General features: G+C 69.2%; 17 protein-coding genes. 10 read left to right on the forward strand and 7 right to left on the reverse strand.

Features of this window, described 5'->3' with window-relative positions:
• Positions 1-47: 47 nt before the first annotated feature.
• The gene (gene glgA / locus ACZK39_RS07005; RefSeq protein ID WP_459056589.1) at positions 48-1,229 is read right to left on the reverse strand and encodes a glycogen synthase; all 1,182 of its coding nucleotides are present in this window, start codon (positions 1,227-1,229) and stop codon (positions 48-50) included.
• A gap of 96 nt (positions 1,230-1,325) precedes the next feature.
• Here glgA and glgC point away from each other — a divergent pair, with 96 nt between their 5' ends.
• Positions 1,326-2,552 (forward strand): glucose-1-phosphate adenylyltransferase, encoded by a 1,227-nt coding sequence (glgC, locus tag ACZK39_RS07010; protein ID WP_459054832.1) that lies wholly within the window; start codon positions 1,326-1,328, stop codon positions 2,550-2,552.
• Positions 2,553-2,568: 16 nt separating this feature from the next.
• Here glgC and ACZK39_RS07015 read toward each other — a convergent pair whose 3' ends face one another.
• On the reverse strand, positions 2,569-3,222 hold the full coding sequence (locus ACZK39_RS07015) for an O-methyltransferase (RefSeq protein ID WP_182784527.1): 654 nt from the start codon (positions 3,220-3,222) through the stop codon (positions 2,569-2,571).
• A gap of 33 nt (positions 3,223-3,255) precedes the next feature.
• Here ACZK39_RS07015 and ACZK39_RS07020 point away from each other — a divergent pair, with 33 nt between their 5' ends.
• From ACZK39_RS07020 to ACZK39_RS07040, 5 genes are all read left to right on the forward strand, one after another.
• Positions 3,256-3,477, forward strand: coding sequence for an acyl-CoA carboxylase biotin carboxyl carrier protein subunit (locus ACZK39_RS07020; protein ID WP_182784525.1), 222 nt, complete (start codon positions 3,256-3,258; stop codon positions 3,475-3,477).
• On the forward strand, positions 3,477-4,379 hold the full coding sequence (gene dapA, locus ACZK39_RS07025; protein ID WP_255422401.1) for a 4-hydroxy-tetrahydrodipicolinate synthase: 903 nt from the start codon (positions 3,477-3,479) through the stop codon (positions 4,377-4,379). Before ACZK39_RS07020 ends, dapA begins: the two co-directional genes overlap by 1 nt.
• Positions 4,380-4,481: 102 nt before the next feature.
• On the forward strand, positions 4,482-5,063 hold the full coding sequence (sigE, locus tag ACZK39_RS07030; protein WP_220489611.1) for an RNA polymerase sigma factor SigE: 582 nt from the start codon (positions 4,482-4,484) through the stop codon (positions 5,061-5,063).
• A gap of 5 nt (positions 5,064-5,068) precedes the next feature.
• On the forward strand, positions 5,069-6,487 hold the full coding sequence (locus ACZK39_RS07035; protein WP_459054831.1) for an anti-sigma factor family protein: 1,419 nt from the start codon (positions 5,069-5,071) through the stop codon (positions 6,485-6,487).
• A gap of 31 nt (positions 6,488-6,518) precedes the next feature.
• A complete protein-coding gene (locus tag ACZK39_RS07040) occupies positions 6,519-6,929 on the forward strand; it encodes a sec-independent translocase (RefSeq protein WP_459054830.1) in 411 nt (136 codons plus the stop codon).
• Between the two features lie 12 nt (positions 6,930-6,941).
• Here ACZK39_RS07040 and ACZK39_RS07045 read toward each other — a convergent pair whose 3' ends face one another.
• From ACZK39_RS07045 to ACZK39_RS07060, 4 genes are read right to left on the reverse strand one after another with little or no spacing between them, the layout of a single operon-like run.
• Positions 6,942-8,147, reverse strand: coding sequence for an Mrp/NBP35 family ATP-binding protein (locus tag ACZK39_RS07045; protein ID WP_459054829.1), 1,206 nt, complete (start codon positions 8,145-8,147; stop codon positions 6,942-6,944).
• On the reverse strand, positions 8,134-8,472 hold the full coding sequence (locus ACZK39_RS07050; protein ID WP_459054828.1) for a hypothetical protein: 339 nt from the start codon (positions 8,470-8,472) through the stop codon (positions 8,134-8,136). The genes ACZK39_RS07045 and ACZK39_RS07050 overlap by 14 nt, the downstream gene beginning before the upstream one ends.
• A complete protein-coding gene (locus ACZK39_RS07055; protein ID WP_459054827.1) occupies positions 8,469-8,987 on the reverse strand; it encodes a DUF1003 domain-containing protein in 519 nt (172 codons plus the stop codon). The genes ACZK39_RS07050 and ACZK39_RS07055 overlap by 4 nt, the downstream gene beginning before the upstream one ends.
• Positions 8,980-10,266 carry a magnesium transporter MgtE N-terminal domain-containing protein gene (locus tag ACZK39_RS07060; protein ID WP_182784512.1) on the reverse strand — a complete coding sequence of 429 codons (1,287 nt, stop codon included), beginning with the start codon at positions 10,264-10,266 and terminating at the stop codon, positions 8,980-8,982. Before ACZK39_RS07060 ends, ACZK39_RS07055 begins: the two co-directional genes overlap by 8 nt.
• Before the next feature lie 29 nt (positions 10,267-10,295).
• Here ACZK39_RS07060 and ACZK39_RS07065 point away from each other — a divergent pair, with 29 nt between their 5' ends.
• The 3 genes from ACZK39_RS07065 (at position 10,296) to ACZK39_RS07075 (ending at position 12,601) form a co-directional block, all read left to right on the forward strand.
• Complete coding sequence (locus ACZK39_RS07065; RefSeq protein ID WP_182784510.1) at positions 10,296-11,210, forward strand: HpcH/HpaI aldolase/citrate lyase family protein; 915 nt, start codon at positions 10,296-10,298, stop codon at positions 11,208-11,210.
• Positions 11,207-11,701, forward strand: coding sequence for a YflT domain-containing protein (locus tag ACZK39_RS07070; protein ID WP_182784509.1), 495 nt, complete (start codon positions 11,207-11,209; stop codon positions 11,699-11,701). Before ACZK39_RS07065 ends, ACZK39_RS07070 begins: the two co-directional genes overlap by 4 nt.
• 75 nt (positions 11,702-11,776) lie before the next feature.
• Positions 11,777-12,601 carry an alpha/beta fold hydrolase gene (locus tag ACZK39_RS07075; RefSeq protein WP_182800792.1) on the forward strand — a complete coding sequence of 275 codons (825 nt, stop codon included), beginning with the start codon at positions 11,777-11,779 and terminating at the stop codon, positions 12,599-12,601.
• A gap of 3 nt (positions 12,602-12,604) precedes the next feature.
• Here ACZK39_RS07075 and ACZK39_RS07080 read toward each other — a convergent pair whose 3' ends face one another.
• On the reverse strand, positions 12,605-14,038 hold the full coding sequence (locus tag ACZK39_RS07080; RefSeq protein WP_459054826.1) for an aminopeptidase P family protein: 1,434 nt from the start codon (positions 14,036-14,038) through the stop codon (positions 12,605-12,607).
• 35 nt (positions 14,039-14,073) lie between these two features.
• On the opposite strand from ACZK39_RS07080, the gene coaA reads away from it, so the two are divergent.
• Positions 14,074-15,036, forward strand: coding sequence for a type I pantothenate kinase (gene coaA, locus ACZK39_RS07085; RefSeq protein ID WP_370585816.1), 963 nt, complete (start codon positions 14,074-14,076; stop codon positions 15,034-15,036).
• The last annotated feature ends 39 nt before the right edge of the window (positions 15,037-15,075 follow it).

Here is a 15,075-nt window from a genome sequence, read left to right on the forward strand (position 1 = left end):
TGAGCATGCCAAGGGCCGCCCCCGTGGGGAGCGGCCCTTGTCCGTGTCTAGCCTCGGGAACCGATAGCAGCTTCGTAGACCGCCACCGTCTCCTCGGCGATCTTGGTCCATGAGAACTCGTCGATGCAGCGCTGGCGCCCAGCCTTGCCGAACTCGTCGGCGAGCTGCGGATCGCGGGTCAGGCGGTTGACCTGCGTCGCGAAGTCGGACTCGAAGCCCTTGGCGAAAGCAGGGTCCCCCGCCTGGGCCGGATCGTAGGCCACCAGCAGTCCGGTCTCGCCGTCGTTGACCACCTCCGGGATCCCTCCCACTGCGCTCGCCACCACAGGCGTCTCGCAGGCCATGGCCTCCAGGTTGACGATCCCCAGCGGCTCGTAGACCGAGGGGCAGGCGAACACGGTGGCGTGGGTGAGGACCTGGCGAACCGACGCGCGCGGCAGCATCTCCTGCACCCAGATCACGGGAGCGGTGCGGCGTGCCTTGAGCTCGGCGAAGGCCACCTCGAACTCGGCCGCGATCTCCGGGGTGTCCGGCGCCCCGGCCAACAGGACGAGCTGGGTATCGGGATCGAACTCGGCCGCCGCGCGCACCAGGTGGACCAGGCCCTTCTGACGCGTGATGCGTCCCACGAAGACCACCGACGGGCGGTCCAGGTCCACGCCCAGCCCCGTGACGACGTCGGTGTCGGTGTCCGGGCGGAACTCGTCCGGGTCGATGCCGTTCTTGACGACATGGACCTTGGCGGGATCCAGGTTCGGGTAGCTCTCGAGGACATCCCTGCGCATGCCTGCGCTGACTGAGATCACCGCGTCCGCGGCCTCATAGGCCGTCTTCTCCGCCCACGACGAGACCCGGTAGCCGCCCGCCAGTTGCTCCGCCTTCCACGGGCGGTGTGGCTCCAGCGAGTGGGACGTCACCACATGCGGAACGTCGCGCATCAGGCCGGCCAGGTGACCGGCCATGTTGGCGTACCACGTATGCGAGTGGATGATGTCGACGTCGCCTACGGCGGCGGCCATCGACAGGTCGGCGCCCAGTACCCGGAGGGCGGCGTTCGCGCCCGGCGGGAAGTCCTCCGCGTGCGCCGTCGCGCCGTCGCGCGTCGCGCCCATGCAGTGCACCTCAACATCGATCAGCCTGCGCAGCTGGGGCACCAACTGGGCCACGTGGACGCCCGCGCCACCGTAGATCGTCGGCGGGTATTCGCGGGTCAACAAAGACAGTTTCATCGTCATGACGGCATCGTGTCACACCGGGTTGAGCCCGGGGGAGGTCATTTGGTGGATTTCCCTGTCGGAGGCCCCAATTGGCAATAGGTTCGGGGCATGTCCGTTCGTCCGAAAACCTTGTCCATTGTCCTCGCCGGCGGTGAGGGCAAGCGGCTGATGCCGCTCACCGCAGACCGGGCCAAGCCTGCTGTCCCGTTCGGGGGCACGTACCGGCTGATCGACTTCGTCCTGTCGAACCTCGCCAACTCCAACCTTCGGCAGATCGCCGTTCTCACCCAGTACAAGTCGCACTCGCTGGACCGCCACATCGCCAAGACGTGGCGCTTCTCGACCATGCTGGGCAACTACGTCGCTCCCGTGCCCGCTCAGCAACGGCTGGGCCCCCGCTGGTACCAGGGCAGCGCTGACGCCATCTACCAGTCGCTGAACCTCATCCGGGACGCCGATCCGGACTACGTCGTCGTGTTCGGCGCGGACAACATCTACCGGATGGACATCGAGCAGATGATCGATGCCCACATCGATTCAGGGCTCGGTGCCACCGTGGCCGGCATCCGGGTGCCGCGCAGCGAGGCGTCGGCCTTCGGGATCATCGACTCCGCTCCGGACAAGAAGATCAAGAGCTTCCTTGAGAAGCCCGCCGATCCGCCCGGCCTGCCAGACTCGCCGGAGGAGTCCTTCGCCTCGATGGGCAACTACGTGTTCAGCCGGCAGGCGCTGGTCGAGGCCCTGCGCGCGGACGCTGAGGACCCGACGGCCCGCCACGACATGGGCGGCGATATCATCCCCTGGTTCACGGCGCAGGGCGAGTCCCAGGTCTACGACTTCAAGGACAACGTGGTGCCGGGCGCCACCGAGAAGGACATCAACTACTGGCGGGACGTGGGCACCATCGACGCGTTCCACGAGGCCCACATGGACCTGGTCAGCGTCGAGCCCGAGTTCAACCTGTACAACTACGACTGGCCGATCTGGACGGATCTGGTGCAGGCGCCCGGGGCCAAGTTCGTGATCCGCGGACGGGCAGAGGACTCGATCGTCAACGCCGGGTGCATCATCTCCGGCGGCGAGGTGGACCGCACAGTCCTCAGCCCCAACGTCCAGGTGGATAAGTGGGCACAGGTGTCCGAGTCGGTGCTCATGGATTCTGTGCAGATCGGCAAGAACGCCGTGGTGCGCCGCGCGATCCTGGACAAGCACGCGGTGGTCCCCGACGGCGTGCAGATCGGCGTGGACCAGGAGCATGACCGGGCACGCGGGCTCGCGGTGTCGGAATCGGGCATCACCGTGGTGGGCAAGGACGTCGTCGTCCCCCGCGACTGAGGCGGTGGCCTCCTGGTCAGTCCTTGACGGCGACCAGGAGGCCGTTGCCCACCGGCAGCAGGGCCTGGGTGTAGGCCTCCGAGGCGGTCACGGCGTCCAGCGCCTCCCGGATGATGATGGACTCGTCCGATTCGTTCGCGTCGTCGGCGACCTGGTTGTTCCACAGGGCGTCGTGGACGATCAGCATTCCGCCCGAACGCAGCAGCCGAAGCGAGCCCGCGACGTACTCGACGTACTCGAGCTTGTCACCGTTGATGAAGACGACGTCGTAGGCGCTGTCGCGAAGCTTGGGCATGATCTCGATGGGCGAACCGGCGATCAGCCGGAATCGTGAGGACGGGAAGCCGGCAGCCGTGAAGAATTTGCGCGCAGGCAGCTGATTGTCCGCCTCCACGTCAATGGAGGTGAGGATGCCGTCGGTGCCCATGGCGCCGAGGAAGGCCAGGCCGGAGCTGCCCATCATGGTGCCGACCTCGACCACGGCCTTGGCGCCGATGGCGCGCGTCAGGACCTTGAGGGTGGCCACCACGCCGAGCGACACGGGCGTCAGCCCCGCGATGGTGGCCTCGTCGCGCGCCTCGGAGATCTCCGCCGTGGGGGGCACGTGGTCCTCGGCGAATTCCCAACTGGCGGGGGTGGGCGGTTCCAAGTGGCTGGCAGGCGTGTTCACGCGCCCAGCCTAGTGGCCAGTAGGATGACGCGCATGAGTCACGTCGTCAATGCTGAGATCGCCGCAACGGTGCTCTCAGTCTCAGTGGAAGCCGGCCAGAAGGTCCAGGCGGAGGACGCGGTCGTCGTGCTTGAGACCCTCAAGATGGAGATCCCGGTGCTGGCCGGGGTGTCCGGAACCGTCACGGAGGTGGTCGTGCGGGCAGGCGACGTGGTCCACGACGACGACCCGCTCTTCATCATCGCGGAGGACTGATGACCGACGAAGACATGCAGCCCCTGTTCGGACGCGTCCTGACCGCGATGGTCACGCCGTTCACAGCTGACGGATCGGAGGTGGACTATGCACAGGTGGCACGCCTGGCGGCTCATCTCGTCGACGATCTGGGCAACGACGGGCTCGTGATCAACGGCACGACGGGGGAGTCCCCTACCACCACGGACAAGGAGAAGCGTGCGGTGCTGGACGCCGTGGTGACGGCGGTGGGGGACCGGGCCAGCGTCATCGCGGGCGTAGGCACCTTCTCCACCGATCACTCCGTCGAGCTCGCCAGGCAGGCGGCCTCGGTGGGGGTCGACGGGCTGCTGGTGGTCACCCCGTACTACTCGCGGCCACCTGAGGACGCGCTCGAGGACCACTTCGTGACGGTCGCGGACGCCACGGACCTCCCTGTGATGCTCTACGACATCCCGCACCGATCGGGCCTGCCCATCCCCGAAGACATGCTGATCCGGCTGGACGCGCACCCGCAGATCCGGGCAGTGAAGGACGCCAAGGGAGCCATCGTCTCCTCCGCGACAGTCCTGTCGCGCACCAACCTCGCCTACTACGCCGGCGACGACGCGTTCCTCCTGCCGTTGCTCGCGGTGGGCGGCGTGGGCGTGGTGGGCACCTCGTCGCACTTCACGGCGCTGGCCATGCGCGAGATCATCGAGCACTTCCTCGCCGGCCGCGTGGAGGAGGCTATCCAAGCCAACCGGTACGCGCTGCCCGCCTTCCAGGGCGTGTTCGCGACTCAGGGCTGCATGATGGTCAAGGCGGCGCTCGCCGCCCGAGGCTTCGACGCCGGACCCTGCCGGGCGCCCATGGGGCGCGTGGCCGACGACATGCTTGGCCGGTACACGACGCTGCTGACGGACCTCGGATTCGAGGCGTAGGGAACAAACCGCGCCCGTTGAGCGTTGACTCCTAGTCGGCAGCCACACTCACAGGCTGCGCACAGGTGGAGCTGTCACCCTAGAGGTATGGAGAGGCGAGCGATGTTCAAAGGCACACGGTCGGCGAAGGCCGGCCAGGAGCCTGCCTGGACCGCGCCCACCTGGCAGGAACTCGTCAGAGATCATTCGGCGCAGGTGTATCGGCTCGCGTATCGTCTCACCGGCAACCAGCACGATGCCGAGGACCTCACCCAGGACGTGTTCGTCCGCGTGTTCAAGTCCATCCACACGTTCCAGCCGGGCACCCTCGAGGGCTGGCTGCACCGGATCACCACCAACCTCTTCCTGGACCAGGCGCGCAGGCGCCAACGGATCAGGATGGACGCGTTGAGCGTGGCCCCCGAGCATGTCTGGGGCGCGGCCACAGGGCCGGCAGAACTGCATGACGACGCTCAGCTGGACGCGGACGTCGCCGCGGCCCTGCGCTCACTGAACCCGGAGCAGAGGGTAGCCGTGGTCTTGTGCGACATCGAGGGCTTGAGCTACGAGGAGATCGCAAAGGTGCTCGACGTCAAGCTCGGCACTGTCCGCAGCCGTATCGCCCGCGGGCGCGCCGCGCTGCGCGACTCCCTCGCACACCGCGCCCCCAGCGAAGGGCGCAGCCGGTATCTCGGAGTCTCCTGAGTTCAGTGCACCGATGTGAGCGCTTCCGCCCCGACCTGTCGGCCTTCGCCGACGGGACGTTGGCGCCCAAGCGGTGGGAACAGGTCAGCTACCACCTGGCGGGCTGTGCCTCCTGCCGTGACGAGGTGGCGGCCATCTCCACGCTGTGCACAACCCTCAGTGGCTGCAGCCGCTCGGCGGCGCCGGACTCCCTGACCGCCAAGCTTGAGTCGATCGCCGGTGAGCACGCCGAGGCTCCCCTGTACATGGCCGCGGGGATGGGCGACCTTCCCTCCCTCCGACGCCGCCGCACCCGCCTCGCGGTCCGATCCGGCGCCGCGCTGCTGGCCGTCATGGTCTCCGTCGTGGTGTTGGCGGTGCTCGTGGCTCCAGACCCGGCCCGGTTGACCGACCCCGTGAAGTCCGCCCGTGAGCAGTACTCCATGTCGAGCTCCGCGATCAGCGTCACCGAGGCGGTGGGTGCCGTGCTGCTCGCCTACGAGCGTGGGGCGGACCTCGGCGAGTCCTCCAGCTACGCGCGCAGGGCCTCGCCCCACGGGGGCACAGAGCTCAGCGCCGAACAGGCCGCCGCCCTGCTCCGGGCCTCCACGGAGGCCGACCTCACCCTCACCGGCGTTCAGCGGGTCTGGATCTCCAACGGAGAGGGCCGCTACCGCACCGCGGACGTGCACACCACCAAGGTGGAGGGCCAGGGGGGCCAGCTTGAGGTGATGGACGCGCGGGGTGACCGGTTCAGCTCGAGTTTCCTACCCGAGTTCTCCGCCCGCCCAGTGGCCGCCCCAGAGCGCTGGAGCTTCACCCAGGGCGTGCTGCCCGAGCAGGTAGCCGGCCGGGCCGCAGTGCGGCTGGTGGCCTCAGACGGCGGGGGCGCCGTCGCCAGCTGGTGGGTGGACGCGACCAATGGTCTGCTGCTGTGGGGCGAGAGATATGACCCCACGGGGGCGGTGAGCCTCGCCGTCGGGTACACGCAGCTCAGTCTCGGCACAGCCCAGTTCCACGAGGACTCCCTCACCCAGCTGATCGCCCTCCAGCCGGCCACCGCCAGCGGCGCCGCCGGATGGTGCGTGGGACTCCCCACCTGTCCTCAGGAGATCGGCGGTCTGCCGCTGGTGGCCTACTCGTCCTCGGAGCGGCACGGCGCGACGTCGATGAATCTCGTCTACTCGGACGGCATCGAGACCGCCGTCGTCGGCTGGGCGGAGGGCGTTCTGGGAGACCATGTGACCTCCCGCACCGATCTGGCCTCGGGGCTCCCAACCGTGAGCCTCTGGCAGTCCGGGCCGGCCGTGGTGTCGGTGACCACGAACGGTTCCCCCGCGTTGCTCGCGGCCATCTCGGGCCAGCTTCCCGGCGAGGAGCCGTTCGCGCCGACGCTGCTGGACCGGGCCGCCGTCGGGTTCAAACGCCTGACCGGCGTGCGCTGAGGGTCGAAGTCGAGACTGTACCCTAGGGGACGTGTTCGGCATCGACGCGATAGACCTCGTCCTCATTCTCGTGCTGGGCGTCGTCATGTTCGGCCCCGAGCGGCTTCCTGAGTATTCCCGGAAGGCGGCGCGGGTGTTCATCTACCTCCGCGGGATCGCCAACAACGCCACCAGCACCCTGCGCACCGAACTCGGCGCGGACTACTCGGACCTTGAGCTTCGCGACCTGAACCCCAAGACGTTCATCGCCAAGCACATGCGCGAGGAGGTCGCCGCACTCGACGAGGCCCGCCGCGAGCTTCAGGCCGCCGAAGCCTCACTCAAGCAGACCACACGGGAGGCGGAAAAGGAGGCCGGCGCCGCCGTCGAGGCCATCCGGACGACGACGCCCGCGCTCCCGGCGCCGGTGGTCAACTCCCCGTTCGACCCCGACGCCACCTAGGACACCCGCCTGTCAGGTGGACAGGGGCAGGCGCGTTCCCAGCAGGCCGCGCTTCCTCGCCGCGACTTCGCCGGCCAGGGACACCATGGCCTGCGCGGCCGGATGCTCCGGATGGGTCTCGACGATCGGGCGGCCCGTGTCGCCGCCGCTGAGCAGCGTCTCGTCGAACGGGATCTGCGCCAGCAGCGGAACCTCGTAGACGAACCGCTCAGTGAGTGCCTCGGCCACCAGGGTGCCGCCCCCGGAGCCGAACAGCTCCAGCCGGTGCGGCTCGGAGCAGTGCGGGCACACCGTCTCCATCCAACTCATGTTCTCCACCACGCCGATGACCCGCTGCTCCAGAATGTGCGCCATGGTGCCCGCCCTTTCCGCGATCTCCGAGGCCGCGGACTGGGGAGTCGTCACCACGATGACCTCCGAGCCCGGGATCTTCTGGCCCAGGGACATCGCGACATCCCCGGTGCCGGGTGGCAGGTCGAGCAGGAGATAATCCAGGTCCCCCCAGTAGACGTCCGCGAGCAACTGTGTGAGGGCGCGGTCCAGGATGGGGCCGCGCCAGGCCACCACCTGATCCCGCGACGGCTTGAGCATGCCGATCGAAATCACCTTGAGGCCACCGAGGGCGGGCACGGGCAGGATCATGTCGTCGACGACGGTGGGCCGCGCGTCTCCCAGCCCGAGGAGGTCAGGGATGGAGTGGCCGTAGATGTCGGCGTCGAGGATGCCCACCGAGCGGCCCTGCGCAGCCAGGGCGAGGGCGAGGTTCACGGTGACGGAGGACTTGCCGACGCCTCCCTTGCCGGAGGCGATGGCCAGGACCCGGGTGAGGTTGCCGGGCTGGGCGAACGGGATGACGCGCTGCTTCTCGCCGCCGCGCAGCATGGTGCGCATCGCCTCGCGCTGCTCGTCGCTCATCACCCCCAGCTCCACCGCGACCGTCGAGACGCCGGCGACGGCGGAGACCGCCGTCGAGACGCGGGTGATGATCTCGGAGCGCATCGGGCAGCCGACCACCGTGAGGAGGATCCGCACCTGCACGGCGCCGTCGTCCGAGACCGCGACGTCGTCGACCATGCCGAGGTCCGTGATCGGACGCCGGATCTCGGGGTCCTCCACTCCGTGGAGGGCTGCGCGGATGTGGGGGAGCAGGGGGTGTTCGGTCACGATGTCCTTCAGGGTGCAGGGGTGGGCTGGCGAGGCAAGTCTAGGGGCGCTCATTGAGGGCATCGCCGAGGAGGACAACGCTGGTGGCCATCAGGGCGGGCAGCCACAGGCCAGACAGGCTGCCGAGCACCACGACTGCGGGGCCGACGACCAGCGCCACTGTGAGCCTCTCACGGTAGTTCAGCCTCTGCCGGGTGCCGGGCGCCAGAAGCTGCTTCCACAGCGCCAGGTAACCGAGCATGAACAGCGCGGCGACGGCTGCGCCCACCCACCAGCCGCCGGCGATCCGCCACAGCGCGACCCCGCCCAGCACCGTCAGGGCCAGATGGCCCACCAGCAGGACGACGCCGAACCACCGGATCTCGGGACGGGAGCTCAACGGAGCGCCTCGGGATCCGAGGGGGACCGTCCCGACGCCGTCCGGTCGAGGTGCTCGGCCAGCTCGCGGAGCTCCGTGCGCAGCTCACCGCGCACGAAGTCGCGGGTGGCGAGCTCCCCCAGGTGCATGCGGATGGAGGCGATCTCGCGGGCCAGGAAGTCCATGTCCGCCCGCGACTGTGCAGCGATCCGCCGGTCCTCATCCAGGCTCAACTTGTCGCGCACCTCCTGCCGGTTCTGCGCCAGCAGGATCAGTGGCGCCGAGTACGACGCCTGGGTGGAGAAGAACAGGTTGAGCAGGATGAACGGGTACGGGTCCCACTTGAGGCCGAAGAGCCCCACCAGGTTGATGGTCACCCACACGATGACGAACACCGTCATGTAGACGAGGAACTTGGCCGTGCCCATGAAGCGGGCGAAGCTCTCCGCGAAGCTGCCGAACGTCTCCGAGTCCACCGCGACCTTCGGCAGCCAGCTGCGCTCGCCCGGCTGGGACAGGGGGTTGCGCTCAGCCATGGCTCACCTCGGCGCCGGAGAGGTCCGAGGCCTCCACCTCGTCCATCTGGTCGCCGCGCCAGTCATCCGGCAGCATGTGGTCCAGCACGTCGTCGACGGTGACGGCACCCACCAGCAGCCCGGCGGCGTTGACGACGGGCGCCACCACCAGGTTGTAGGTGGCGAAGAAGCGGCTGACCTGCGCCAGCGGATCCGCCGGGGACAGGGGGTCGAGGTCCTGATCCAGCAGTGTGGCCACCAGCGTGGTCGGCGGCTCCCGCAGCAGCCGTTGCAGGTGCGCCGCGCCGACGTAGCGTCCGGTGGGGGTCTCGAGAGGGGGCCGGGTGACGAACACCATCGACGCCAGCGCCGGCGTCAGGGCGTCCATCCGGGCGAACGCCAGCGCCTGGGCCACGGTGGCGTCGGTGTCCAGCACGATCGGTTCGGGCGTCATCATGCCGCCGGCGGTGAACTCCTCGTAGACCAGCAGGCGGCGCACATCGGCCGAATCCTCCGGCTCCATCCGCTGGAGCAGTTCCTCGGCGATGTCCGGGGGGAGGTCGCGGAGGAGGTCCGCCGCGTCGTCGGGGTCCATCTCTCCGAGCACGTCCGCGGCCCGCTCGGTTCCGAGCGCGGAGATGATGTCGATCTGTTCGTCCTCGGGGAGTTCCTCGATGGCCTCCGCCAGCGACTCGTCGTCGAGGGCGTCCACGACGGCTGCCAGCGATTCGGGCTCGAGGTCGTGGAGTTCCTTGGCGACGTCGGCCGGCTTCATCTCGGAGAACTCGGCGATGAGATGGGCCGCGGTGCGGCCGCTGGCCAGGATCAGGTCCGGGATCTCGCGCCACGACACCAGCTGGGGTGCGCTGCGGCTCCCGAAGCCGAACCGCCCCGCGCCGCCGCTCGCGCGCAGCGCCACCGTGTCCAGCTCCCATTCCCGGTTGCGCACCATGTGCATGGACACGTCGAGGATCCGGGTGGGCCGCGCCCGCTCGATGCTCCTGTCGAACAGGTCGCCGGCCACCAGGAGCTCCGCCTCGCGTCGCTGGAAGCGCCGGGCGTCCACCTGCCCGGTGATGGCCACCTGGTTGGGGGTGATGTCGTGCACGCGGATCATGGGCACGAAGATCCGCACCCGGGCGAACAGCTCCGCCACGAGACCCTTCACGCGCGGAGCGCGTCCCTCGGTGCGCAGGTAGCACACCACATCCTTGACGCGACCCACCTGGTCACCGGCGGAGTCGACGAGGGGGAGACCGATGACCCGCGAGATGAAAACCTGCGTATCTTTGGCGGTCATAGGGCAAATCTAGCCGCAAGGACCCGACGATGAACCAACGCCCCGCACGAGCCCGCCGCACCGTGCTGTCCGTCCCGGCCTCCAGCGAACGCTTCCTGGACAAGTCGGTGGGGCTCGACGTGGACCAGGTCTTCCTGGATCTGGAGGACGGAGTGGCTGCGGCGGCCAAGGACGAGGCGCGTTCGCGCGCCGTGGAGACCCTGCGCGCCCGCACCTGGCTGGCGCCCACGGTGTCGGTGCGGGTCAACGGCTGGGCCACCCCCTGGACGTACCGCGATGTGATCGACGTGGTGGCTGGGGCCGGCGACCGCCTAGACACGGTGTTCCTTCCGAAGGTCACCTCGCCGGGCCAGGTGGAGGCGCTGGACCTGCTGCTGACCCAGCTGGAGCGCGCCCACGGGCTCGCCGTGGGCCGCATTGGGATCGAGGTCCTCCTCGAGGACGCCGTCGCCTTGACAAGGGCCGACGACATCGCCTCGGCCAGCCCTCGCCTGGAGGCGCTGCACATGGGCCCTGGCGACCTGATGGCCTCGCTCGGCCTTCCGTCGCTGCTGGTGGGAGGACTCAGCGGCGGATATCCCGGGGACCCACTGCACCACGCCTATGCCCGGATCCTGGTGGCCGCGCGGGCCCGGGGGCTGCAGGCCGTGGACGGTCCCTACGTCGCGGTCCATGACGCGGCCGGATTCCGCGCCTCGGCCGGACGCGCCGCCGCCCTCGGCTACGACGGCAAGTGGGTGCTCCATCCGGCCCAGATCGCGGCCGGGGCCGAGGCGTTCACCCCATCGCCGGAGGCCCTGGCGCGCGCGGAGGCGATGGTCGCGGCGGCCGCACGCGGAGCGGCCTCGGGGATCGGCGCCGTCCTTCTCGGCGACGAGATGGTTGATGAGGCGGGCGTAAGCTTGGCTCAGGCCACCTTGGCGCGCGGACGGAGGAGCACATGACCGAGCCGGCGAACCGGAAGCTGATGCAGCTGAACTACCCTCAGCACATCGCACAATTCGGCACCTACGACGAGGCACAGTCGGCGGTGGACTTCCTGGCAGACGAGAAGTTCCCCGTCCAGAACCTTCTCATCGTGGGCACCGACCTCAAGCTGCTCGAGCGGGTGACGGGGCGCCGCACCTGGGCCACCGTGCTCGGCGAGGGCGCCCTGTCCGGACTCAGTACCGGCCTGTTCGTCGGCGTGATGCTGATGCTCTTCGTGGGTAACGGCAACTTCGCCATGCTCTACGTCGGCCTCGCGATGGGCGTGGTCTTCGGTGTCCTGTTCCGCGCCCTGGCACACTCCCTCACCGGGGGTAAGCGCGACTTCAACTCCGCCCGGATCACGGTGGCCACGAGCTACGAGGTGCTCGCTGAGCACAAGGTGGCGCAGCAGGCCCGCGACATGCTGACGGCTCGGCCCGGCTCCCGCGCGGCCCTGTTCGAGTAAGTGCCCCGGGCTGCCGAGGAGCGGATCCCCCTCGGGTAAGTTGTCCCTCACCACCACTGTCCAAGGAGCACGTCGATGGATCTGAACTGGACCACCTACAACCCCGGCACCCCCGCGGAGCGCGTGCTGCTCGTCGGGCCCAGCCTCGGGGGCAACGCCGCCCATCAGTGGACCCCCGTGGCGGCCCAGCTGATCGACGATGCCCGTGTGGTCTTCGTCGATCTCCCGGGTACCGGGCTGGGGACGGTCTGGGACGACGCCGACGAGCCCACCCTGGACGCGGTGGCCGCAGGCATCGCGCAGGTCGCGGCCGAGGTGCGCGAGGAGGTGGGGGCAGAGGTGCCCGTCTACTTCGCCGGGCTGTCCATCTCCGGGGCAACCGCGCTGCACGTGGCGCGCGACTATGACAAGACCTTCTCGGGTGTCGTGGTGGTGGCGTCGGCCGCCACCGTCGGCGAGCCGGCCCGCTGGCTGGACCGCGCGGATCAGGTGGAGGCCACCGGCACCCAGCAGTTGGTGGAGGAGACCACGAAGCGGTGGTTCACTCCGATGTTCCGCGCCCAGCAGCCCGCCGTTGTGGACGCCGTGATGGAGGGGCTGTCCGCCGCGGACGACCACTCCTATGCCCAGCTCTGCCGGGCGCTGGCCGCCCACGACGTCCGGGACGACCTGCCCTACATCACTCTTCCCGTGGTGATGGTGGCGGGGGAGCGGGACACCTCCACCCCGATCGCCAACGTCGAGCTGGTGGCCGAGACGGTGCAGCGCGGCGAGCTGCACGTGGTGCCGGAAGCTGCGCACCAGGTGACGGTGGCGCGCCCCGCAGACGTGGCCCGCGTGATCCGGGGGCTCCTCACCCGCGGCCAGACCTCCACCGTGGTCTCGGAGTCCGAGGACTGAGCCTCAGCCGCGGCTCCGGGCCAGCCAACGCTCCACGTCGTCGGCGGTGCGGGGCAGCGCCTCGGACAGGTTCACCGGATCCGAGTCCGTGATGAGGATGTCGTCCTCGATGCGCACCCCGATGCCGCGGTACTCCTCAGGCACGAGCAGGTCCGTGGACTTGAAGTAGACACCGGGCTCCACCGTGATGACCATCCCGGAGCGCAGCGTGCCGAGGCGGTACTCCTCCGCTCGGGCGTGGGCGCAGTCGTGCACGTCGAGGCCGAGGTGGTGGGAGGTGCCGTGCACCATCCAGCGGCGGTGCTGGCCGCCGTCGGCCGACATCGACTGGGCGGCGCTGACGGGCAGGATGCCGAGCTCCTCGAAGAAGCCCGCCAGCACGGTGATGGCTGCCCGGTGCACATCAGCGAAGGCGGCCCCGTCGCGGCAGGCCGCGATGCCCGCGGTCTGCGCCGCGAGGACGGCCTCGTAGACCCGCCGCTGGGGCGGGGTGAAACGGCCGCTGACCGGGAGCGTGCGCGTGATGTCGGCCGTGTACAGGGTGTTGACCTCCACCCCGGCATCAAGCAGGAGCAGATCTCCGTCGCTGAGGTCCCCGTCGTTCCTGATCCAGTGCAGGGTGTTGGCGTGATCCCCGCCGGCGGCGATGGTGTCGTAGCCGATGGCGTTGCCGAGGTGCCGTGCGTGCAGCTCGAAGATGCCCTCGACCCACCGCTCGCCGCGGCCCTGCTCCACGGCGCGCGGCAGCTCGCGGGCAACGGCCTCGAAGCCGACGGCGGTGGCGGCGCAGGCACGCTGCAGCTCGGCCACCTCGAACTCGTCCTTGACGAAGCGGGCCTCCGAGGAGGCTCGCTCCAGTTCGGCGTCTCTCGAGAGGTCTTCGTCGGTGCGTGCACCGTCGACGAGGGCGGTGACCGCCGGGTCCGCCTCGCGGATGACGGCCAGCGGCCCCGACGCGTGGCCGATGACGTCCTCCAGTTCGCGGATGTCGCGGCAGGGGAGTCCGACAGCGGCCGCCATCTCCTCCAGCGAGTCGCGCCGGCCCACCCACATCTCGCCGTAGCGGGCGTCGGCGTAGAACTCCCGGTCCGTGCGCGGGGCGCGCGGACGGAAGAACAGCGTGGCGTCGTCGTCCTGGATGAGGAGCACAGCGTCCGGCTCCCTGTCCTCGCCGAGGCCTGTGTAGTAGGCGAACGCGCTATGGGGCCGGAACCGGTAGTCGGTGTCGTTGGAGCGGGGCTTCAGCGGACCGGCCGGTACAACGAGGGTGGTGCCGGCGAACTCCTGCGCGAGCTGCACCCGCCTGGCGGCCGCGTAGCGCGCGGCGGGCAGCCGATCGGGCAGTGCGTGGTGGTCCGGAGCCCATCCACTGACGATGAAGGTCTTGAACTCCTCGGAGTAGGGGTCGCGGCGGTTCCCGGAGCGGTCGTCGGTCATGCGCCCCACTGTACGCGGGCGCCCTTCCCTGTACGATTGCCGATCGACCCCACGAAGGAGTGCCGGTGACCGGACCGTACGTCACGCTCGAACGTCACGCGTGGGCGGCGTTGGCCGACGCGACGCAGATCGATCTCGATGAGGTCACCCTCGACAGACTCCGCGGCATCGGGGATCCCACCTCCCACCGGGACCTCGTGGAGGTCTACCGCCCGCTGACGCAGCTGCTCCACCTCTACATGGAGAACACCGGGAGGCTCTACTCGCAGAGCCATGACTTCCTGGGACTGGATGTGGACCGCACGCCGTTCGTCATCGCGGTGGCCGGGTCCGTGGCGGTGGGCAAATCCACGGTCTCGCGCCTGCTGCAGGAGCTGCTCCGCCGGGCGCCGGGGCAGCCGCGGGTGGACCTCATCACCACCGACGGCTTCCTCTACCCCAACGCCGAGCTGGAGCGTCGCGGTCTCCTGGAGCGTAAAGGATTCCCCGAGTCCTACAACCGGCGGGCGCTGCTGGACTTCGTCATCGACGTGAAGTCCGGCGTGCCGAGCGTGTTCGCACCCGTGTACAGCCACATGGTCTACGACATCGTTGCGGGCGAGCACATCGCTGTGGAGCGCCCGGACATTCTCATCATCGAGGGCCTGAACGTGCTGCAGCCAGCCCGAGTCGAGGCGGACGGGAAGCCGGGGCTGGCGGTGAGCGACTTCTTCGACTTCTCCGTGTTCGTCGACGCTCCCGAGTCGCACATCAAGCAGTGGTTCCTAGAGCGCTTCCTCACCCTGCGGCGGACCGCGTTCACCGACGAGCGGAGCTTCTTCAGGCGTTACGCGGAGCTGTCCGAAGCCGACGCCGTCGCGTTCGGCGCCCGGGTCTGGGAAGAGATCAACGGCCTCAACCTCCGCCTCAACATCGAGCCCACCAGGGATCGGGCCACGGCCATCCTCGTGAAGCGCGAGTCGCACGCAGTCGACTCGATCCTCATCCGCAAGGTGTAACCGCAGCGGATCCCTCACAGGCGCGGATGTCAAGAAACG

The organism is Tessaracoccus luoxuelianae (assembly GCF_055326245.1).

Coding starts and splice junctions, on each gene's coding strand:
- glgA (WP_459056589.1), bottom strand. CDS start 1,229: ATGAAACTGTCTTTGTTGACCCGCGAATACCCGCCGACGATCTACGGT.
- glgC (WP_459054832.1), top strand. CDS start 1,326: ATGTCCGTTCGTCCGAAAACCTTGTCCATTGTCCTCGCCGGCGGTGAG.
- ACZK39_RS07020 (WP_182784525.1), top strand. CDS start 3,256: ATGAGTCACGTCGTCAATGCTGAGATCGCCGCAACGGTGCTCTCAGTC.
- dapA (WP_255422401.1), top strand. CDS start 3,477: ATGACCGACGAAGACATGCAGCCCCTGTTCGGACGCGTCCTGACCGCG.
- sigE (WP_220489611.1), top strand. CDS start 4,482: ATGTTCAAAGGCACACGGTCGGCGAAGGCCGGCCAGGAGCCTGCCTGG.
- ACZK39_RS07045 (WP_459054829.1), bottom strand. CDS start 8,147: ATGAGCGCCCCTAGACTTGCCTCGCCAGCCCACCCCTGCACCCTGAAG.
- ACZK39_RS07055 (WP_459054827.1), bottom strand. CDS start 8,987: ATGGCTGAGCGCAACCCCCTGTCCCAGCCGGGCGAGCGCAGCTGGCTG.
- ACZK39_RS07060 (WP_182784512.1), bottom strand. CDS start 10,266: ATGACCGCCAAAGATACGCAGGTTTTCATCTCGCGGGTCATCGGTCTC.
- ACZK39_RS07065 (WP_182784510.1), top strand. CDS start 10,296: ATGAACCAACGCCCCGCACGAGCCCGCCGCACCGTGCTGTCCGTCCCG.
- ACZK39_RS07070 (WP_182784509.1), top strand. CDS start 11,207: ATGACCGAGCCGGCGAACCGGAAGCTGATGCAGCTGAACTACCCTCAG.
- ACZK39_RS07075 (WP_182800792.1), top strand. CDS start 11,777: ATGGATCTGAACTGGACCACCTACAACCCCGGCACCCCCGCGGAGCGC.
- ACZK39_RS07080 (WP_459054826.1), bottom strand. CDS start 14,038: ATGACCGACGACCGCTCCGGGAACCGCCGCGACCCCTACTCCGAGGAG.